Raw genomic sequence first — 20,838 nt, 5'->3', positions numbered from 1 at the left:
GGCGGGGAACTTTTGTTCCCCGTGGGATAAGAGAGACTGCACAGACGTCGCCGATCAGGGCGCACTTCACGATCAAAGATCGTCATTAGCCTGTGGAGGCTTGGATGCAAAACACAGTGGCGGGCGAAGCGCAAAGCGCAACGTCGCGTCGGCCAAAGTGGATTGCAGGCAAACCAGTGCCCAACTGACCCCCAACTGGGAGGGCAGGCAGACACAAAGTCACGTATCGGGATGCGAACAACACATGCCGTCAGATACGCGGCCAGCACGAAGCACAGCAACAATCGACACGATTGAAGGTAGGCGTGACTGGACTGGGTGACCGCTTGTTAGCGGTATCCACACTTGGTGGATCTGATGTCGGCGCTAGGCCGGTAAAAATGTCAGCGAGCTGACTTGAATAGACCATCTCAAAGGATGGATTCGGCCCCTTATTTTTGGAGGGTTGGGCCTCTGGACCTCTCATCGGGTTGGTAAGACTAAAAAGTCGAACACAACCAAGCTGTGTGAAAGCTTAGATGTGGCTCGGCTGGAGTGTCAAGGGCAGTTGCTCAATTGAAAACTTGTTTTCGAAAATATTTCTTGCATGCAACGAACCCCAGCAATGGAGGGGCAAAACGCCCGTTCAAACGCACATTCCGCGCAGTGTCGGTCTTGAAGAATGGCTATACGGCATCCGCCGTACAGGAAGGAATACCCATGAATGCTGTTGTCCAGCCCTCGCAGGACGCCCCGACGGGTGCGCCACCTGCACCAAAGCCCAACAACCCCCGTCCCGCGGCGGTTCGCACTGCTGCTGCCGCCGCCGAAACTGTCTCAACTGTCGCAGTAGTCCAGAAAGCCAACGCGTCTGCTCCGCCCCGCAAGCCGCCGAAGGGCATCGCCGGCTTCGACATTCCCGACGGCGCCTATCGCGAGAGTCTGTCAGTCACGCTCCGCAGCCTGGAGGTCGTGAAGCTCGCCGACGTCGGTTTCGCTCATGCACACGAATCGTTCTACAACATCGAATTCGTGCTTCCGCACTATCAGAACGAGAACATCGAGCGCATCAAGGAAACCGAGCTTTCGATGTCGGCTCTTGTCGGCGCTCTGGCTTCCGACTTGGCCAACGATCTGAAGCGTATGCGGCAGAAGGCCAAAGAAAAAGGCGTTAGCCTTTCTGGTGGTGGCTACGTACCCAAGACCGTCGATGTGCCGGTGTCCAGCAAGTACGCTGTGATGCTCCTCAACATCTTGAGAGACCTGGACGAGCTCTACTACATCACCAATTCTCTTACCTTCAATTCGGCCATGCTCAATGCCGAACGCGTTGCGATCACCTCGCAGTGGCGCAATCGCGTCAAGCGCTTCATTCGCTCCCTGAAGCACACCTACGTGATGCTGAAGGCGCGAGGCGATCTGCCGACCGATGCCGGTGATCGACCAGTAGCCACCGTCGAGCAACTGCAGGACGAACTGGACGATCTCGATGACGCCGCCTCGGGTGATGCCGGCCAGGCCGGTCTAGCAGCGGTCTGATGCTTAACCCTGGGCAGCAGCAAGCAGTCCGGGCCTCGGGGCACGCCATGATTTGTGCGTGCCCCGGTTCGGGCAAGACGACGGTCCTCAAGTTCCGGGCGTCCCATTTGCTCGAGCTCGACCCGGCCAGTCGTCTACTTGCCGTGACATTCACCTCCGCCGCCGCCGGCGAATTGGAGGAGCGCATCCGATCGCAGAATCCCAAACTAGGGGATCGACTGGTGTGCGGCACCTTTCACAGCCTGGCTAAGCGGCAACTCGAACGATCTGGAAAGCGCGTCAATCTTAAAGCGCAGGCCGCTGGCGCCATCATGCGATCCGCCTATTCCGAGGTGGTGACGCAGACCAACATCTATCCCTTCGATGAGATCGCCTCGAAGGTCGAATACTTCAAAACCCACATCGATCACTCTTTTGGTTCACCACAGAATCAGATGGCTGAGGAGGTCTACCTCCGCTACCGCGAACTGATGGCCGAACGTGGCTTCCACGACTTCTCGGATCTGCTGCTGCTCGCTACGCGCGGCATGGCCAAGGGTGCTGGCCACCCCGATTTCGTTGTGCCGTACAAAGTTGACTACATGCTCGCTGACGAGTTCCAGGACACGGATGACATCCAGTTCAAGTGGATCGCCGAGCACATCAAGCACGGCGCCAAGGTCACGGTCGTTGGCGACGACGATCAGTCCATCTTTGGCTTCCGATTCGCTGGCGGCTACAAATGCATGACCGAGTTCCAGCAGCTAACTGATGCCCAGGTGGTGAATCTAGACACGACTTACCGCTGTGCAGCCGAGATCCTCGCGCCGGCGTCCAAACTCATCGCCTACAACGCGGAGCGCCTGCACAAAAACTTGGTCACCGAAAACAAGGCACATGGACAGGTCCGCGTGCTTCGCTTTCCTGATCGTGGCGCCGAGAACACGGCGCTCACTGCTGCCATTCTGGACAATGGCGACTACGGCAACTGGGCAGTGCTGGCCCGAACCAACAGCCAGCTGGAGAAGGTGGAGCAGATCCTGCAGGAGAGCGGAATCCCTTCCACACGGTCCGGGCGCACGCCATTCTGGGAACTGGAAGTCCCTGCCCTGTTCCTATCAGTGCTTAAATCACTTGCCGCTGGCGACATGGCCGGCTTTGACCAACTGTTGCGCCGCGGTGGCGTTGATGAAAGCGATCTGACGCGTATTACCAGCCGCGTTATGGCCTCGCGCCCAGGTGCTCTGCAGCGCTTCTTGAACGAGCCAGACGAGTCGGACTCACCCATGGTTAAACGACTGGCCAGCGTGGTGCCGACGTGGGTGGAGATGGCCAAGGATCCAAGTCGTGTGGATCGGGTGTTCCTAGGACTCAACATGTTCATGAGCCGCAACATGTACGGCGCTCAGGCCAGTCGGGCCACCATCGAACGCAACAATCGACTACTCGCGTCTTGCGAGGGCAGCATAGCGCGCCTCTCAGGCACTCTTAAGCAGCGTCTGCAGCACATCCAGCGCCAAGCAGAAGGTACAGACGAAGATTCCGATGCAGTGCGTCTGATGACCCTGCACGCCTCCAAGGGACTCGAATTCAAGCACGTCTGGATCGTCGGCTGCGAGCAGGGCGTCATCCCCTCCAATCAGTCGCCAGTCGAAGAAGAGCGACGGCTGTTCTACGTCGGAATGACGCGTGCCAAACTCAATCTGTTCCTCAGCTATCAACGTAACTCCGACGCGCAGCCATCCGAGTTCCTGGCGGAAGCTGGCTTGATCTAGTGATCGTGCAGAAGGTCTGAGCTCGGAGGCAACCAAAGCTCGATCTTGCCGCGTTAGAGCTTTGTGAGGCTGCAAAGTTGGTGCAACCAGGTTCTCTGTGATTGCATCCAGCGCCTCTACAAGCACCGCTGGGCTGCCGCGCATTCTGGCTATGCCGGACCGGTCGCTAGCACTACCGCTCACCCGCGTAGCACCTGAGCAACACCTAGCAGCTCAGATCCGTGGTCTAGATCCTGACTCAATCACCGTGGATTTTCCCGGTGCAGATGCAGGTCGACCAGCTGGCCAGCGCCGGCATCGAGCACCGCCACCTGCCCCTGGCTGCGCCCAGCGCCGTCGCGGTGGCCACAACGTAGCGATCGCACTAGGTGCTGCAGCTGCCGGCCGCGTCGGCGACGTGGATCTCCTGCAAATCGATACCGTCAGCCGTCGAGCTGGCCAGCGCCTACATCGAGCAAGGCCGGGCAGCGGCGGTAAGTAAACCAACCTGCCCCCAGCCGGGCGAGGCGACAGCGAGGCGGATCCGCCCAGGGCGTCATCCAGGTCGAACCCTTGGCGACCACCAACGCCGGCATCGAGCACAGAGCCCGGCATTCCCTTTGGCGCAGCTGTTCGGACCCTGTGCGCCTTCGCCAAAGCCAGTCGCTTATTTCATGCCTCAGTCGCATCAAGCGTGACTCGTGACACCAGCAGTGCTGGGTCGCCTTACGATCGGTGTTGTGCTGGCGCAGTTGCGCCGCTTTCGGTGTCTCGTAGATTGATGGCAGTTGTCAAAAGCTAGCGCCATCAATTTTCCGCTGTAGCGCTTTCAGAAACGGCTGGTCACGCTAATGCTTCCTGCTGCACGCTCTGGCTGGCGGGACGTAGACGCTCCATGAGCGCTCCTGCGGACGCCAAGCTTACCCCGAGGTTGGCAGAGAGCGCGTGCGCATCGGCGCCAAGCTTCAACAGGTGCGTTGCTGCGGTGCCTTTGAAGCGACCTAGTACAGGGGCATCGCCCGCATATCGGTTCCAGGTGGACGCGATGGAGGTTGGTGCCATCTGAAACACGCGCTCCGCGTCCTTGCACCGGCTAACGTGCTTGTTCATGGCGGTCAGCACGGGGTTAGTCAGGAAAACGGGCTGGGGGGAGTTGGCCACGTACACCGGATGGATCAGGTCAGGGCTGTCCGTGTCAATCGACGCCTCGAACGCGCTCATGAAAGCGCCCATCGTTATCGATGTCAGGGTCGCAGGCTTGATGCCAGTCAGCAGAATGATGTGGCAGGCCACCCTGTAGTTCACCGGAAGCTTCGTCACCAGGGCGGCCACCTGATAGGACGACAGAGGGATTTCAAGTGACGTCCCAGCGATGAACGGCTCATACACCACAGCTTCCGCCGGCCACAGGTCAGCCCAGGCCATCGCCTGGTTGAGCATGTGAAAAGCGGCTGCGGCCGAATCTAGGGAGCGAAGTGCCGCGCCTTCGCGCAGCGTCCGCCGCGCATCCTCCTGTTTCAAGGTGCCACACAAGTGGCTCCCCAAAGTGGGATCTACAAGTGCGGAGAAGGCCTTTCGACGTGCCGCATGGGACACCGACTGCGCGTCGTGGTTGTACTTATTGAGCCAGCGGTGGAAGACTTCGCGAACGGTCAGGTATTGCATGGTTCCTTCCATGTATCAGGCGCTCTTTGCGAACATCGTGATCGACAGCCAAAACGCACTCGCACCGAGCATGATCAATAGCGGTGTTAGTGCGGGATTGAGCGGAAGCGGGGCGAAGATGATTGCCACCGCCCCGATGAGGAAGACCCACACCATCGACTTAGCCATGATGTGCATCGTTGGAGATGGAGTTGAGAAATTGGTCGACGCAATGCGTCGCTGCGTCAAGGCATCGATGATGACCGGAATGAAGATCAGAACCCCGTAGGGCCACCACATCACCGTGACCGACAACCGCACCAGCAGCTGGTACACCAGTAGCCACATCGTCCTCACACGACTTTCGACGTATTCCAAAGCTGGAGACACCGCATTGGCAGCTGTGCTGGTGGTGTCTGAACCTTGCTCTGGCGTCACGATTCGGAGGGTGCCGAGGACCATACCGTTGTCGACGAAACCCGTTTTGTACCAGGCGTAAGCGCGTGACTCAGCATGGCCTGCAGGGCCGGGCCCAAGCACGCCATAGTTGAGTTGACGCTCCCGTTCCAGCATCTTGCTGACATAGCCTTCAGACGCGAACAAGGCGATGGCCGCCAGGTAGCACAAGCACCCGATGATGATGAATTTCCAGGTGGTGAGTGCCTCCTCGATGCGATGTGCCATTACGCACGCTCCTTCTGTGGCGTGGGCGTGGAGTCAAGCAGCGGAATCCGGCACTTGACCAGCTTGCCACCGGATATGCGGCCGAAGAATTCAAGGTTCGGCAGGCAGCCGAGCATCGCCGGCGCCACCAGCGGCACCTGGGTTTCCTTTATCGACTCGGTGATGCGGTATCCGAACTCACCTACCTTGGCAGTTCCGGTATCGGTGCCCTTTCCGTACTCGATGTGGCGCACCCATGTCTTGGGCAGCGACTCGGCAATGTACTCCTGCGTGTTGCCGTCGATCGTGCGTAGGACGATGACATTATTCAGGTTGCCCAACACCATTCGTGCCTTCTCAGCCGAGCCCACTCGCGCTGCAAAGTCACCGAAGGTCTGCGTGGCGATGATCAGTCGAAGATTTGAACCGCCCGCCTTATTCAGCAGCTGGATCATCTTGTCGCTGACCAGCTCTGCTGCCTCGTCGATGATGAGGTTGACGGGCTTTGTGTCCGCACCTTCACTGAAGTTGTAGCGATCGCCCGAAACCGCAGTCATGTCCGAAACAAACATGGAGCCGATTGCTGAGCCGACCATGTTGTCTGATAACGAGTCCAGGCCGATGTAACAGACTTGGCGGTTCGCGATGATGCGCGCAAAGTCGGTGATAGGACGCTCATCATCAACATCGTCCGGATCCGGGGAGAGTAGTCCACCCAGCGTGCCTGAGGTGAGCATGGTCAGCACGGGAACGAGCGAAGCCAACATCTTCTGCTGGTGCGATGCGTCATGGCTGAAGGTGCCCATAAGGCCTTCAAGGCCGGCATGCGGCTTCTTCTTCTGGATCACGTCACGGTAGTACTCGACGTAAACGTTGCAGATGGCCTTATCGTTCTTCTTGGCCTTATCGAGGAATGGTTTGACCTCATCCCTCCATTCCGGATGGACGGTGGTGAAGTATTTCTCACAGGCCTGGCGCAGCAGCGTTTCTACGCCGGAGTCCACATAGCGCTTCAGCTTAACCAGAGTCGGCTTGCTGTGCACCATCAGCATGCCTTCGCAAATGTTGGTCAGCACGCCCATCGCATGTGCGGTGAAGGGATCATTACCGGTTTCGGACGGAATCAGTGCTGCAACTCGGGTGGCCAGTTCGGTGGCGCGGTTGAAGTTCTTCAGCGGGTCAATACGAGCTGAGTTTTCTGGGAACGCGGGGTGGAAGTAGATGAAGTCGTTAGGTCGGTTCGAATCCGCGCATGCATTACGCGCTGAGTCGCGCAGGCCCCTGTCGCCCTTCGGGTCCCAGATGATCACGGATTCACCGCGGTCGACTGCCTGGGCGATGATCGAATCCAAAGTACGGGACTTGCCGGCGCGGGTCGTGCCGATCAGCAGAATGTGGCCTGCGGTATGGTCTAGCGGCAGGAAAATTGGTCCCTCCTTCATCATGCCAATGCCGTGGATCCACGGCTGTCCCATCTGTTTCCTGTCGTCGAAGGTTAGTCGTGCGGGATCAGCGCGCTCGATTTGATGTGTCATCTGCGCCATGTCTTGCGCCCAGGTGAAGCCGAAGCCCAGGAACAGTTCTTGCGGATGGGACGCGCAAATATCGCGTAGCTCCTGCCGAGTCATAAAAGATAGGGTTTGACCGCTCAGGTTCTTCTGCAAAGACCATAGTTTTTTCGCTTTCAAGCCCCTGACTCCTGCCATGGCAAGGCACAGTCCCGACACGACAATGAAGATTCCTGGCGGGAACGGGCTCACGGCCTGCACCAGGATCGTCAGAAAGGCTGCGACGGCCCATGCCGCGATGGCATAAAACTCGTAGATGGTCCGGAACGGATCCTCGTACCTGTAGATGTCCTTGAAGACACTCACGGATTGTTCTCCCTATAGATGCGATCGCGCACTAGCGTTGCCGTCTCAGCGTCCTGCTGGGCGTTGTAGAGTGGATTGATCCGCAGCTCCCAGCGCGCCGCAGCGGCGTTGGCGAACTGGGTTATGACGAACAGCGGGTTTGCCTTGTCTACGCACTTGTTGTGGACGGCCGTGCGGCTGATGCCGCGGTGAGCGCCGAGGAAGTCGGTCAAGGTGACCTTGGTAAGCCGTTCGTCCAGATCGACCAGGTTGGCCAGAGTGTCGTCGGTGGGCGCGTGCCGATCCTTCAAGAAGCGATAGACCGCGTTTCGTAGCACCGCCGCCTGTTCAGGGTCGCCCGTGCCAGCGAAGGACATGGCCGTCCATTTGCCGATGTCGTCGGCGGTTAGATACGGACCGATGGTGGTCGGTGTCGACGGAGCTTCCTCCTCCTCCACAGGCGAGCCGAACGCACTCGCTGCGACGAGCTGAAAGACATGGCTCATGTCCTCGTTGAGGCGAATGCATTCCACTGGGCGCGATGTACGCGGGTGCGTGATGGAGACGTTCACTCGCGCCGGTGTGGACGGGTCGCGCTCAATCCAGCCGATCTCACTCAATTCAGTGCGCAGCTCATATACGTCGGCGCCGAGACCCTCGAACACCAGGGGGAATTTGAGATTGACGCGCTCATCAAGCAGGAAGATGTGTTCGCCCAGTCGCAGCTTGTTAGCCTTCATTGCCATGGCGATATCCTGCAGATAGATACCCATTGGACGCTTGGCGCTCAGCCACTGGTTGGCCTCTTCTTCGGTCGCCGGCGGCCAGTTTGAACGCATCAGTTCCCGTGCCTCTCGCATCTGTTCCGTGCGCGCATCTTTTTCTGTCGATCGATCGCGGAAGTACGGGTGGTCCGGGTCGTCGGCACCACTCGGGGCCTCTTTGATGGCCAGTTCGCCTGGTCCCGTGAGCTCCTGAGCAGGCGGTAGGACGGGATCGGAAGCGTCCCCACCAACCCGCTCTGGCACGGCAACGTCTTTAAGCATGTCGGCCGGGTATAGGTGTGGGTAAGACGCGGCGTGCCCGTCCTGCGTTGCCTTCAGCTCCTGTGGCGGCACCGCTGGTGCCGAGGTCACGGTGTTCGATGTGCCGGCATCGGCAAGGCTCGGCTTGGCAGGAAGCTCGCCGCTGGCCAGGACGATCGGAGCCTGCTCCAGCTCCTCGACGTGGGCCTGGTCGGTCGCCCCCTCCTCAGCCTTCGTGGTCGCTGCAGCGGGCAAGGCGGGGGCGCTGACGGCCTTCTGCCCCGGGGCCGGCTCCCAGGTCACTTTGACCGGCGTGGGCATCACGGTCACCGAGGGGATGATCGTTTCGGTGTGGAAACGGATGACCTGCAAGCGCTGCGAAAATTGCTTGCCACGGTCCTCGCCATCGATGGTGGCGTGCCAAGTGTGCATCGCGCGGCCATCAGGGAGAATATTAGGTTGGGTGAAGCCGTAATCGGCGAGGATCTCCAGCACCTGCATCGAGTCGTGGACGACTCCCTGCTCGCCGCTATCGCGCAGCGACTGCACCATGCGATGTGTGATCTCCGGAAAGACGGCAATGATTCCGTCATCTGTGTACCAGACCGGGTCTCCGACCCGGTTCAAGCGCCATTCGCCCGACAGGATCTTGTCGTGCAACGAACGCACCAGGCGCGATGCCACCGATCGCAGACCGCCCTGACCTGTCTGGGCCAGTCGCGAACGAGAAGCGAGGATGTCGCGGGATACACTGATCTGGTCCGCCTGCTTGATGATGTCGACCAGCGGGTTGGACGGATCGTGGCGCGAACTCATAGCCAGCAGCATTTCCGAGAACGGCTTCTGGCTGCCGGCTGCGGCAATCCATCGCAGCGTCTCCTCTGGCACGATGCGGTAAATAGCGGCAGTGGTGAAGGCTTCATGCTTCGTCCCACGCGGCGCGTGACGCCAGGTGATGAAGTAATGCGGGAGCTTGTTCTCGGACAGCCAGGCGTGTAAGGAAAGCACGTGCGGATCCCACTGCAGCTTACCGCTCTCATCGACGGCTCCGACGTCGAATAGCGGCTTGCCGAGATCGTGCATCAGGGCGCCGAGAATGGCGCACATGCGGTATCGAGGCTCAAGCGCCTTGCGCTGGGCTGGGGTGAAGTCCAAGGCGAAGACGGCCGCCTCGCAGCGCCTCGCGGCGTGATAGCCGCATTCCAGACCATGGCGCAGCAGACCTCCAATGTCCCAGTGATGGTGGTTCTCCGACGCAGGCAACAGGTGAACGAATTCCGCGTAGCTACACAGGACCGGCCGCAAATAGCGGTCGAAGTCTTCATAGCTGAAGCCCGATGCCTGGTGCAGCTTCTGCACCAGAGCGCCCTGCGTTTCCAGGAGCATCTTCGGCGGCGCCGAAGGGACGGCCTCTTCGCGGTTGGGGTAGAAAGGAATGGGTTGGCCAGCGTAGGTGGGGCCCGCGGGCGGGACTTGCGCGCGATGCACGATCGCCGCAGTGTTGACCTGATGCGTGTCCGCGGGCGACGGCGGTGTCTGGCCCGTTTCTTCAGCCTGCGCCGGCACCGGCACCGCCTGTTCCGCCTTTGATTTGCTGCCGAACAGCCCCCTCAACCACATGGATGGATCCTCGTTCCCATGCGATCGATTTTGGCTGGGCACAGGTGTAACGAACCCATGGAATGCCGGCCGTTTCCACCCTTTTTTTGACCCCTAAACGAGAAACCCCGCACCGTGTTCCCTACGGCGCGGGGGTGATGTGGCCTCTCCATGGTCGGGGTTGGCATCCTGCCATCCACCAGATTCCGAGCTTCCTGCCCGTGTGCTGGTCGTACCGCTCCTTCGCGAAACCCTATTGCTGTCCTTGTGATCGCCCCCCTGACGAGGCGTGGGTGTCCTGCCCTTGAAATCAGTTAACCACGCTCAGCCGGCGACCAAAAACCGATTTGGGGGAAGCATGCTTGGCACTAGACGGGCTTGAAGTAGACGTCGGCTTCGATGTTGCGCTCCATGTCCGCCAGCTCTTGCGCGGCGCGCACGGAGCCGAGCTCAATGGCCTTCCGGTACCAGGTACGTGCCCTGCTTGGATCCTTGCCCCGGCCGATGCCGTAATTGTAGATCCGAGCGGCATTCTCGGCGGCTTCGGCATTGCCTAGCTGAGCCGCCCGTTCAAAGAGATTGACGGCCTGCTGCATGTCCCTTGCAACGCCAGTTCCGTTGACGAACATCGCTGCGAGATTGTTGATCGCCCCCGCATGGTTGAGCTCGGAGGCCTTGCGGAACATCGGAATTGCAGTCTCGTAGTCGCCGCTCATGGCGGCATCCAGCGCCTTGCGATTCAGGGCGGCTGCATCGACAAATGCCGAAGCAGGCGCCTGCGTGGCCAGCATCTGCTCGCGCAGCGCCGTGATGGTCCTGTTGGATTCCTCCAATTGCATACGAGCCACCTGCAGCTGCTCCATCGCTTGGTCTAGCTCACCCTGGAGGCCTTGCAGCTCCAGCGGCGCCGGCGACGCGGGCACCACCGGCACTTTGCCAACGGATGCAACGAGTACGGGCATAGGCTGTGCAGACCGTGCCGTGAACTCCAATGGGCGGATGAGCGGGTTCAGTAGCGGTCGAGGTTCAGCTGCAAGGAAGATGCCGTCCTTGCGATATTCTGAAAAAGCGGCCCTCGTCGTCTTCGGACGCCTAATCGCGGGCACTTCTAGGGTGTGGCGGTGATCTTCCACCGCAGTGGGACCTGCCTCAGGCGAGGCTTGCGCCGCGGAGATTGCTGCCGTACGGCGCCCGCCCAGGCCGGCGTTGGCGAAGTCCGTCAGCAGCTGCACGGCATCGGCATTGCCCATGTGCGCTGCATGGGTAATCCGAAAGATGGACTGGCGAGCCAGCTGCTGGCGGCGATCTTCGTCCAGGTCATCTAGGAGCGCCTGTCGCCCGTAGGCCAAGCCGAGGTCTACCCGGCAAATTGGGTGCATCTGAGCGTCGCAAGACGACAGCACCTCCAGCGCCCTGGCCTGCAGCTGACGGTCGCCCGATTGCTGGTAGAGGGCGGCCAGCCTGGACGCGGCAACCGCATTGCCGGCCTTCGCTGATACTTCAAGTCGCTCGAGGTCCGGATCTGCGGCATCCTCGGTTCGATGGGTGTGGTCGGCAGCCAGCGCAGAGCCGGCGCCCAAGGAGGCGATCACCGCCAGGGAGAGGATTCGCAGTTTCAAGGAGTCGAGCCACGGTTTGGGGACGTGGTGGACTGTAGTGGGCCTGCGATGTAACGAACCCGCGGATGAGCATGCGGAATGCCCCCCTTTTTCGGCTCCTTCAGGCAGCTTCGGGTATCCGCCGCGTGTAGATCGGCAGGACCAGACTGAAGTCCGCCATACTGAGTTTGCGCCCGATCAGGAACACGAAGTCGGCGCCGGACTGGCGATCGCTGCCGCTGCCCAAATCACCAGCGCCACGCAGCTCCAGGTCGCGGGCGGCAATCTTAAACCCGTCCGTGGTCGCACAGAAAAAATCCAGCCGGTCCTGTTGCTCGGCCTTGAGCTTGTCGTCGCACAGCAGCTCGCAGTGCCCCTCCCCGCCTTTGCGGGCGACGCGCCCGCGCAGCTGGTGCAGGGTGGCCAGGCCGTATCGGGTCGGGTCCACGATGACGATTCGGTAGAGGCCGGGCAGGTTCAGCCCCACCTCCACGACGGTCGTGGTGACCAGAACGTTGATGCGGCCATCCGCAAATGCGTCCAGCGTGGCCACTTTTTCCTCGGTCGTGTTGTCGGAGGTGATCGATGCGACCTGATCTCCGAACTTGGCCTGCCAGCCGGGAAGCGCGCCTTCGACCGTATGCATCGGGTTGGTTTCCATGCGGGACTCCATCCCCTCGACGGCCTCAACGTCATCCAGATTCTTGCGGGGATAGACCACCAGCACACGCCCCCCGTTCTTCAAGTCATCCAAAAGCATGTTGAACAGGTCGCGCCGGCCCTCTCGCCCGATGTGCAGGTGCGTGTAGATGGTTTTCGGGGCAAAGGTCTGTCGCAACTCGACGGTCTCGTACAGACCAATGCGGACCAGCGCCTCCGTGCGGGGAATGCAGGTGGCCGTGAACTCGAACAGGTGCGTGTGTCGCCCGACCTTCTTCTCGCGCTGCTCACGGCTGAAACGGTGCTGCTCGTCCACGAGAACCGCATCCACCTTGGGAAGCTTGCGGGTGAGCAACGCCGTTGTGCCGATCAGGATCGGGGCCTCGAGGTTTACCGAAGCGTCGCTGTCACTAGTTACCAAGCTCATTTCGAGATCGGGCGCCCAATGCTTGAAGTCCTCCATCATCTGCACGGCCAGCTGCGAGTTGGGAAAGAGACACATGGAGCGTCCGCCCTGATCGGCGATACCGGCGGCCACCATGTAGATGCACAAACTCTTGCCTGTGCCAACGTCACCCAGGCTCATGACCCGCGCAGGCCTCTTCCTAGCCAACGCTGCTCGGTACACAGCGAGTGCGTTGGTCTGGTCGTCAGTAAGCGAGATTCCGGCGGAACGCAGTCGCTTCTCGACTGTGGAAATATGGAAAGGATTGGAAATAGGTTTAGGCCCTCCGGCCTTGGCCCGATGCAATCCGGCGAGCGCGTCCAGTCGCGTCAACGCAGAGATGCTGTGTTCCCAGTATTCAGGAGTGTGTGGGCGGTGTGCTTGCAGAAAGAGCGACCGCAGGTTCCAGCCCGGGCATCCGACCTCTTCGAGCAACTCATCGATCTTCCCCAGCGGAGCCAAGTGCTCGACCAAGCGCTCGCACGCGTCCGGGATGCCTTCCTCGAGGTACTGCTGAATCAGCCGGCGAAGATCCGAGCCCGTCAAGCCTTTCGGACGGCCCTTGTAGTTGGGGCGAAGTTTTCCGTACCACTCCTTCTCGATCCTCTCCTTCACCAGCACGGTCAGGGTCTCATTCCACCAACGAGCCTTGGCCATGGCACAAATCACCAAGCCTTGCTTCAGGCTATCCATCCATGCCTGCAGGTCACCGCTGAACTGGGCCTGGTACTGGCCGCGCTCGCGGTCCTCAACAGTCGCCTTGACCATCAGGAACGGGCGGTTGGTAACGGATGGTGCAGATACCAGCCTAAGCACGATCGGTTCGAACGCTTCCGTGCTCAACGCGGGCGCTGAACTGTGCTGAGTCCGCAGGTCGTCTATGGACTCAGGGAGGTATATGGCCGTCTGCCAACGGTCTTCCACGCCTAGCGTGGCCAGCTGGCCGACGCGTAAGAAGACATTGTTGGATTTAGAGGATGCCATCCCTACAACTTAGCCATCATCACGCGTGGGTGTTGGTGGCGCAGGAATTCTGCACTTCAGTCCTCATCCCACTTCGCTTCCGGTGCGGGGTCGTAACTTGACCTGGCGATCAACCCCTTCTCCCGCATTCTAGCCACGAAGGGCACGCCGTCGCCCTGAAGGTGATCACCCAGACTGCTCTTGTTTCCATCGCTCTCCCCGGCCGTGATCCTGGTATCCCAGAGCTCTATTGCGATCTCCAGCACCTTCTGGCCGATCCCACACCGACGATAGCCATCCTGCGCATCGAGATACTGCCAGGTCAAGTGGTGCCAGTATGAATCGTCAGCATCTTGGATCATTGCGAAATGGAACGCTCCGATTGGAGCCCCCTGCACGTCAAACACGTCAACCCTGTCCATGTCGTCGTCAGGAACGATGTAAATCTTGCGCCCGTCTCTAAGCTCCACCAAGTCATCAGAGTCTAGCGTGCTGACATCGACGTGTTTAGGGTACATAGATGCTCCATTGACTAGACAGATCCATTGTAAAACGTGACGCAAAAAAAAGGCCCCCGAGAATCGGGGGCCTTTGGGTTGAGTCAACCATGGATCTCACATGGGTCGCCACGTGCTGCCTTGCAGAGCTCGCAGTTTTCCATCTGTTCGAGCTCGAACGCGAAGTCCTGGCCGGACACCCAGCGATCTTGGAGATCCTGGGCGCCCACGAACAGCAGGGGCATGCTCTCTTCACCGGCATGGTACTGCTGCTTTCCGAGGGCGAACGCATCCTCCAAGGTTTCCCAAAGAGCGTCGAGGCCCTCATCGCGGCCGGCCAAGATCGCAATCTCTGCCTTTGCATGTGCGACACGGATGTTAAGTGGGTTCATGTGCATCCTTTAATGCGCGTGGATGGTTCCGTTCCGGATAGATAGCTGCACCTCAGAGTTGCGAAGTGCAGCCACACAAAGGGCAAGTTCGACGTCTTCGTCGATGAAGAAGGCGGTGTGCTGAGCCAGCGCATCGCACAGGGCGTCCGTGACGGTCAGTCCGGTGCCATGAGTGACGCTAAGGGTTCGCTCGCGCTCTTTATTGAACAAGACGATGTCGATGCCGCCGTTGCGAGATGAAACCAGGGCAACGAGGCTGTTCATGGCCAAAGCTCCCTATCAGGTTCGGTGCGAAACGGATCGTTGAAGGCGGGGTCATCGGCAATCGATCCCGGTTCAAGCTCGCTGTCCGAATCGGACGCTACTGCAACCACTCCTGCTGACACGATGATGGGATACATGGGTGTGCTCTCTATTGGAAAATGGAGCACCCCTGCAGGGAATGCTCCCCTGGTGGGTAGTTGAACCAGCGCTCGCGACGGCTATTTGCCTGCTAGTGGACCGATTCGTGCTTGGTGCGTTCACCGACCATCAAACGCTCCACGAATGGGGCGAGCGTATCGGCGACGATCATGCGGGCCTCGGCGGCGGTTGCGGCAATGTGCGGAGACGGAAGCTCGATGGTCGTTTCCTTGCCACTACTGTCGATGCGCTTGGCAATCAAGACAATCTGATAGCCCTGATTGCAGTTACGCACTGCCAAGTTAAGGCTGGTGGTGAAGACGGTACTGCCGACGCGGTGCATCGTCCCGAAGAAAGGAATTGACTTGGCTGCAACCGGGGTTTGATCAGAGTTGGACATGCGTTGATTCCTGTGCTGTGCCGAGCAAGTAGGTTGCTCTGTCGGTGGCACAATCCGGCAGAGAGCCGGGCGGACACATGTCTCCCATACGGGTGACACGGCACCCGGCCGGGATGTTGTTGAAGTGCGGTTTTAGTCGATCATTCCCGCAACGATCTTCGACGCCGAACATTTGGCGAAATGGAAGCGGCGGGAGATTTCAAAGAACTTGGGGCTCACGTATGCCTGGGAAAATGACAGGGCACTTTTCCAGATGCGGGAGCACAGTTCTTCCGTTGCACCAGCACGAATGCACTGGTCACGACGTAGATGGGCGACCTGCGAGACCTCTCCATCCAGTACCAACTGGAAAGCAAGATTCTTCAATAACGACGGCAGGTCTTGAGGACCTTCTTCCAGTTCGGAAGGGAACATGAGCGAACTCCGGTGATATGGGTTCGCCCAATCGGGGGAACCCCGAGTGGGAAATAAACGTGGATGGTGCATTGTTGGAGGCGCACAGACCTCGTAGCAGGCATTGCCTGGTATTACGAGCTATGTTCGCGGGGCGCGAGACGCCTGTCAACGTGGATCAGCAATCAATTTGAAGAAAACAACTTTATATGTTTCCTCGGTGACGGGCGTCCGTTTGGGCGCCCGTGCACTGATGAAATCAGAACATGGAGTCCAAAACCAGGAACGGGATTTCATCATCCAGCATGTCGCTGTGTTCGTTCTGGTTCATTGGCTGATGGTTGGAGCGTCCCTGACGCGGACCATAGCCACCGCCACCGCCACCGCCACCGCCACCGCCGTTGCCGTTGCCGTTGCCGCGCTGACCGCCATTTTCGTGCTGGTGCTGATTGCTGGCATTCCCCCGACGCTGCTGTTGATTGCCATTACCCTGCTGGCGTTGATTGCCATGCTGCTGTCCACCGCTATCACGGTCCTTGCCGCCGAGCATCTGCATCTCATCACACACGATGTCCGTGGTGTACTTCTCCACGCCATCCTGACCGGTGTACTTGTCGTAGCGTAACTCGCCCTCGACGTACACCTGCGAGCCTTTGCGCAGGTATTCGCCGGCGATCTCGCCCAACTTGCCGAAGAACACCACGCGGTGCCACTCGGTGCGCTCCTGGTTGTTGCCATCGCGATCCTTGCGCATGCTGGTGGTGGCCAGGCTGATGCGGGTGATCGCCATGCCGGCCTGGGTGTACTTGGTGTCGGGATCGTTGCCGAGATTTCCGACGAGGATGACTTTGTTGATTCCGCGGGCCATTTCTGTTCACTCGCTTTGATGGGCTTTCACCCTGATATACGACGTTCGGCTACTGGCCTATTTGCCGTTCCTATAGCCGTGATGTAACCCGCAGAGCCCACGGCGGCTGCCTGCGGGGGTCGAGGTGACGATTACGTTCGCTCCTCTTAAATCCATGTTGCAGCATTTCAATGCCTACACTTGCAGCTTCAAACTTCTTGCGTAACGAGTTACCGATTGAGGCGGTGCTTGGCGTCTATCGCTGGATAGACCGCGTCGGACGATGGTCCTTTTGCATGCGTTACCGCGCAAGACAGGTTGGAGGGTCATTCCCTCGTCGAGATGGGACGCCGGCCATACTGACCTTGCAGCCACATCACGCTGCTCGTCGCGTCCTCTTGGGCGCGTATCCGTAGAAGGCCCACGTCTCAGGATCAATGGGCATGGTGTTGAGCGAGAGCGGCTTCATCCGCATCTGGACTCCGTGGTAGTCAAGTTCCCCGTCCCGCAGCAGGGACCAGAGCATCCCGACGCCCTTCATCGCAATTTCGCGATTGATAGGCCAAGGCTGTCTGCGCAGCGCCTCATCTGCCGAGCAGGACGGCTGCTCCGCATCCACTCGCTGCATCTGCGACAGTTCGGGGTACAGGTCAACGACGTTAGGAATCCGGTTAGCGACCTTGCGCGAGAGGTGTCCCAGGACGCACTGGGCTTCCGCATTGCCATTGCCGAAATCCAGCCACAGCGCATTTGTGGTCGAGGCCGCGTTGTCCTTGGAGAAGGCCGCGCGGAACATGGCCAGGTCAGTGCAAGATATGACCAGATCGACGCCACCAGGGCGTGTCGGCCCCTTCTCCGTCCTATAGCCCCAGTCAAAGCCGTAGAAGGCGTTGATGCGGTGGGTCAGCACCAGCGCCTTGTAGTTGCCAACGTCGGCGTGCGTGAAGCGCTGGCGGCCGATATTGGACCGACTCACCCGGTCCGGGTCGAACACTGTGACCTTGAAGCCGGGATGGCCCAGCTGCTTCATGCAGGAATCCAGGGAGGCAAGCTGGTCGATGACCTGGGAGCCTGTCCCGCCGGCGCCGTATACAAAGGTGCGGATCGGGTCATCGAGCCAAGAGGCCGGGATTTGCAGCTTGTTCATGGCAGTTCGCCGTGCTTGAAGAAGTCCTGCAAGTTCAACAGATAAGGCGACATGCACATGCGAGCACAGGTTTCCAGCGAATCAATGCTGTCGCACTTGCCTGCCACCATAGCGATGTACGGGCCCATACGGGACATATCCGAGGCATCGTCCGTCGCGGAGAAGAACGCGGGGTGAGAACCGTGCGAGTGAAAGTCGTACACCAGAAGGTCGTCTTGCGACTCGTCCCGGTACGTGACGTGGGCTTCGCTCGCGCTTTCGATCACCGGCTGCCTCAGCTCGTACTGTCTGTCAGTAGGGTTCCAATGAATCAGCGCTGCGGTTTCGTTTCTGCCTGCTTGCACAGCCAAGTCGAAGCACTTGCGCAGTAGTTCACGTGGCACCGGCCCATTGATTGCGGTGATGAACTGGCGAGCGGTGCCGAAGGTCGTGTCGAGCTTCGATACCCGGAAGCAGACATGCAAGGCAAGGGAGCGGTGTTCCAGGTAGGTGCCGTTGCTCGCTACGACCCAACGCCGCCCCGGCTCAGATAGCAGGGTCATCGTTTCGCCCGGTGGCACGCATACCAACGGGCACGCCAGCATGATGGCCAGCTGCTGCTGCGTCGCCGTGTCGGTTGCCAGTTCAATCATCAACGCTCTCCCCGTGAATCAGGCTGCTCATCCATTCGGAGAGAGTCATCTTCAATGGGGTCAGGTGCTCGCTCGGGAAGGCGTCCATTACGCCATCACGCTCGGCCCAGTACGTCATCGGGTCGGGGTTTGCTTGATGCCCCTTACTCTTACCCGTGCCCTTTGGCTTGGGCACGGTGATTGTCTTGCCGTGGTTGCTATGGGTGAATGCGCTCTCGAAGAAGGATGCCTTCCATGCCGGAATTTCACTGGGTGTGCAGCCCATCGGCAAAACCGCCGTTCCGGTGCAAACCATGGTCTTGGCCCACACGTTGCCGGTCGGGCAGTGGAAGACCAAGCTGTCATCGCTCGGCCACTGGTCATCCCTCAGCGCCACCACATAGAGCTGACGGTTGCGCGCATGGAACACCAACGTGGGCCAACGAGCCAGCACCGTCCTTACATCGCTTCCGGTGCGAAGCACCATCGGCTCTACCACGGAGGGTTGCAGCCAAGTCGTGCTTGCGCCGTCGGTATGCAGAACGTTCTGAGGCATCACGCGCACCCTGCTGCTACCGTCATCGGCTTCGCGGCCCATCAGCAAAGCAACGATACTGGCCTCTTGCTCAGGCGTCATGGGTCGGCCTGGCCCAATTCGCGGAGTTCCTCGGTGGCTATCGACTGTATGAGCGGTGGTTAGAACCAGCCTTCCCCGTCGTTGATAGAACAGAATCGCATGGGTGGGCGCCACGCTGTTCTGCTTCATGTAGTTCTTCAGGGATTCTGCATCCGGGGTGTCAATCAGGTGACTCATCTATGAAGATCCGCGCCATGGCCGTTGCGACCGATGTAGCCATTACAGCAAGCTCCAATGCGGCGAGATGGGGGCGCTTGGTTCTTGCCGAACGCGCGATGCTCAGAATCTCTGACGGGCAGTATTCAGCCCCGTATTGCTGGATCGTGTCGTTAAAGTTATTCCAGAAGCCTATCGGGACGACAAATAGGTCACAGGTGAAGTACTCGCCATCGACCACCTCTCGCTCATCGGCGCGCTTGCCCTGTACCAGCCCGGAATACAGGTCGTAGAGCCTCAGGATCAGCTTGGCGTTCGGGCCGGAAGGCGATGCAAGCCACTTCTCAAGATTCCCGTCGCCAATCTTCCACTGATCGGCCACGACGTAGTGGCGCAGATCCCCGTTTAGGCGCTCAATCGCGTCGTCCAATGCTTCACCGTCATCCTCCGACACGCCGTAATACTCCATCACGGCATCAAGAACGTTGCTCGGCATGTCCGTCGATACCGGACCCAGCGGCACATGGACCCGCACGTCGCGCAGAACTTCGTCCAGCATCACGTCAATGATGGAAAGGGCATCATCTGGAGGAACAACGAACCAATTTCCGCTGCGCTCATTAATCCCGCGAATCACGCAGCACAGGGCCGACATTTCGTCTCTCGACTCAGGGTCAGCGAACATCACGAATGGGGAATCAGCGTTAGATACGATGACCTTACCCGTGTTCGCAGTGATCTCCCAGCTCTCGCCGTCACGACCGCAGAGAGTCTTGGCCAGTGCCAGCGGCGACACGTGGAACGGGCTGTAGTTGTTGTGCGTTGGAGGCATCTTTGCGGTCGCCGCCTCGGCAACCCTGTCGATGCCCAGCATCACGAGCTTGAGTATCGTTTCTCCCGCATTTCTCTGGCTCGCACCAGTAAGGTCGGCGTCTTTGATATGCCCCGCTGCTTGCATCTCCTTCACCAGAGGGGACAGGTTGGCCAGGTTCTCGGCCGAGAGGTGGGTTGCATTGCCGATTGGCGGCGCGGGGATCGCGCCATCCATCTGGCACTGGTACAGGTGCGGGAGCAACGCAGAGGCAACACCAGCCTCGCCAGCCCTCATCGCATCCTTCGCCTGCTTGGGCGTCACCTTGCCGCGTCGCACGGCCTCGCCCAGGCGCTTTGCGGCCATCGCACGCAGCTGGCTGGTGGGCTGAATCGGATGTCGCGCGTGGCGCTTGGTAAGCAGCGGGAGCGATTGCATGCGTGTTACGCCATCGGGATGAGGAGAGAGTCGATCAGGGGATTGGTCTTGGCCGTGGCGCACTGCTGAGTCATCGCCGCGATAGCGTTCCAGCGTGCGGGCTGGTCCATATCCACCGTGGCCGTTTCACTGCCCCATGCCAGGATCTCATCCAGCGAAGCCCGAACCTGGGGCGCGGCCTTTCTACTCCCGCCTTTGGTCTGGACGGTCGGCTTCTGGACCGGATAGATGAGCAAATCACCTTCCACCACTGGCTCGCCAAGGCCAGCTGATTGCAGGAAGGCATAGGACTTGACGTGCAGTCGCAGCGCTTCCAGCGGCGGGAGGGACGGGTCGGGGTCCGCGAGGGTGGTGACGCCAAAGCGGAAGCGACGTTCCAGGGTCGATGCAGTTGTGGTCATGGCTT

General features: G+C 59.7%; 20 protein-coding genes. 2 read left to right on the top strand and 18 right to left on the bottom strand.

Features of this window, described 5'->3' with window-relative positions; translation table 11 throughout:
- Window positions 1-699 precede the first annotated feature (699 nt).
- Together BJD12_RS22885 and BJD12_RS22880 are read left to right on the top strand one after the other, a co-directional pair.
- Complete coding sequence (locus BJD12_RS22885) at window positions 700-1,518, top strand: hypothetical protein (protein WP_039422634.1); 819 nt, start codon at window positions 700-702, stop codon at window positions 1,516-1,518.
- Window positions 1,518-3,272, top strand: coding sequence for an ATP-dependent helicase (locus tag BJD12_RS22880; protein WP_005989662.1), 1,755 nt, complete (start codon window positions 1,518-1,520; stop codon window positions 3,270-3,272). Before BJD12_RS22885 ends, BJD12_RS22880 begins: the two co-directional genes overlap by 1 nt.
- 822 nt (window positions 3,273-4,094) lie before the next feature.
- On the opposite strand, the gene BJD12_RS22875 is transcribed toward BJD12_RS22880, so the two are convergent.
- The 18 genes from BJD12_RS22875 to BJD12_RS22795 form a co-directional block, all read right to left on the bottom strand.
- Window positions 4,095-4,916 carry a hypothetical protein gene (locus BJD12_RS22875; protein WP_031424567.1) on the bottom strand — a complete coding sequence of 274 codons (822 nt, stop codon included), beginning with the start codon at window positions 4,914-4,916 and terminating at the stop codon, window positions 4,095-4,097.
- Between the two features lie 15 nt (window positions 4,917-4,931).
- The gene (locus BJD12_RS22870; RefSeq protein WP_005989657.1) at window positions 4,932-5,579 is read right to left on the bottom strand and encodes an IncC plasmid conjugative DNA transfer DtrJ family protein; all 648 of its coding nucleotides are present in this window, start codon (window positions 5,577-5,579) and stop codon (window positions 4,932-4,934) included.
- Window positions 5,579-7,432 carry a conjugative transfer system coupling protein TraD gene (traD, locus tag BJD12_RS22865; RefSeq protein ID WP_005989655.1) on the bottom strand — a complete coding sequence of 618 codons (1,854 nt, stop codon included), beginning with the start codon at window positions 7,430-7,432 and terminating at the stop codon, window positions 5,579-5,581. Before traD ends, BJD12_RS22870 begins: the two co-directional genes overlap by 1 nt.
- Entirely contained in the window at window positions 7,429-10,056 is a 2,628-nt protein-coding gene (gene mobH / locus BJD12_RS22860; protein WP_005989653.1) for a MobH family relaxase, read from the bottom strand. The genes traD and mobH overlap by 4 nt, the downstream gene beginning before the upstream one ends.
- A 347-nt stretch (window positions 10,057-10,403) precedes the next feature.
- On the bottom strand, window positions 10,404-11,654 hold the full coding sequence (locus BJD12_RS22855; RefSeq protein ID WP_005989651.1) for a tetratricopeptide repeat protein: 1,251 nt from the start codon (window positions 11,652-11,654) through the stop codon (window positions 10,404-10,406).
- Window positions 11,655-11,754: 100 nt separating this feature from the next.
- The gene (locus BJD12_RS22850; RefSeq protein ID WP_005989649.1) at window positions 11,755-13,722 is read right to left on the bottom strand and encodes a helicase-related protein; all 1,968 of its coding nucleotides are present in this window, start codon (window positions 13,720-13,722) and stop codon (window positions 11,755-11,757) included.
- A gap of 56 nt (window positions 13,723-13,778) precedes the next feature.
- Window positions 13,779-14,219, bottom strand: coding sequence for a hypothetical protein (locus BJD12_RS22845; RefSeq protein WP_005989647.1), 441 nt, complete (start codon window positions 14,217-14,219; stop codon window positions 13,779-13,781).
- 83 nt (window positions 14,220-14,302) lie between these two features.
- On the bottom strand, window positions 14,303-14,590 hold the full coding sequence (locus BJD12_RS22840; RefSeq protein WP_031424565.1) for a hypothetical protein: 288 nt from the start codon (window positions 14,588-14,590) through the stop codon (window positions 14,303-14,305).
- A gap of 9 nt (window positions 14,591-14,599) precedes the next feature.
- Window positions 14,600-14,854 carry a hypothetical protein gene (locus BJD12_RS22835; protein ID WP_005989643.1) on the bottom strand — a complete coding sequence of 85 codons (255 nt, stop codon included), beginning with the start codon at window positions 14,852-14,854 and terminating at the stop codon, window positions 14,600-14,602.
- Window positions 14,851-14,991: a hypothetical protein gene (locus BJD12_RS24700; protein ID WP_005989641.1), complete on the bottom strand. Its 141-nt coding sequence runs from the start codon at window positions 14,989-14,991 to the stop codon at window positions 14,851-14,853. The genes BJD12_RS22835 and BJD12_RS24700 overlap by 4 nt, the downstream gene beginning before the upstream one ends.
- Before the next feature lie 92 nt (window positions 14,992-15,083).
- Window positions 15,084-15,392, bottom strand: a complete 309-nt coding sequence (locus BJD12_RS22830; protein ID WP_005989639.1) for a hypothetical protein — start codon at window positions 15,390-15,392, stop codon at window positions 15,084-15,086.
- 132 nt (window positions 15,393-15,524) lie between these two features.
- Window positions 15,525-15,806, bottom strand: a complete 282-nt coding sequence (locus BJD12_RS22825; RefSeq protein ID WP_005989638.1) for a hypothetical protein — start codon at window positions 15,804-15,806, stop codon at window positions 15,525-15,527.
- Between the two features lie 238 nt (window positions 15,807-16,044).
- Window positions 16,045-16,653 (bottom strand): single-stranded DNA-binding protein, encoded by a 609-nt coding sequence (gene ssb / locus BJD12_RS22820; RefSeq protein WP_005989636.1) that lies wholly within the window; start codon window positions 16,651-16,653, stop codon window positions 16,045-16,047.
- 355 nt (window positions 16,654-17,008) lie between these two features.
- Entirely contained in the window at window positions 17,009-17,779 is a 771-nt protein-coding gene (locus BJD12_RS22815) for a PRTRC system ThiF family protein (protein WP_005989634.1), read from the bottom strand.
- The gene (locus tag BJD12_RS22810) at window positions 17,776-18,411 is read right to left on the bottom strand and encodes a PRTRC system protein A (RefSeq protein WP_005989632.1); all 636 of its coding nucleotides are present in this window, start codon (window positions 18,409-18,411) and stop codon (window positions 17,776-17,778) included. The genes BJD12_RS22815 and BJD12_RS22810 overlap by 4 nt, the downstream gene beginning before the upstream one ends.
- Complete coding sequence (locus tag BJD12_RS22805) at window positions 18,404-19,204, bottom strand: PRTRC system protein B (protein WP_005989630.1); 801 nt, start codon at window positions 19,202-19,204, stop codon at window positions 18,404-18,406. Before BJD12_RS22805 ends, BJD12_RS22810 begins: the two co-directional genes overlap by 8 nt.
- Window positions 19,188-20,432: a hypothetical protein gene (locus tag BJD12_RS22800; protein WP_005989628.1), complete on the bottom strand. Its 1,245-nt coding sequence runs from the start codon at window positions 20,430-20,432 to the stop codon at window positions 19,188-19,190. Before BJD12_RS22800 ends, BJD12_RS22805 begins: the two co-directional genes overlap by 17 nt.
- 5 nt (window positions 20,433-20,437) lie before the next feature.
- Window positions 20,438-20,833, bottom strand: coding sequence for a PRTRC system protein C (locus BJD12_RS22795; RefSeq protein WP_005989626.1), 396 nt, complete (start codon window positions 20,831-20,833; stop codon window positions 20,438-20,440).
- Window positions 20,834-20,838 lie beyond the last annotated feature (5 nt).

The sequence above is a fragment of the Xanthomonas vesicatoria ATCC 35937 genome (assembly GCF_001908725.1).
Classification (GTDB): Bacteria; Pseudomonadota; Gammaproteobacteria; order Xanthomonadales; family Xanthomonadaceae; genus Xanthomonas; species Xanthomonas vesicatoria.
The sequence above is the reverse complement of the archived record's forward strand: the minus strand, read 5'-3'. Positions and strand labels throughout refer to the sequence as shown.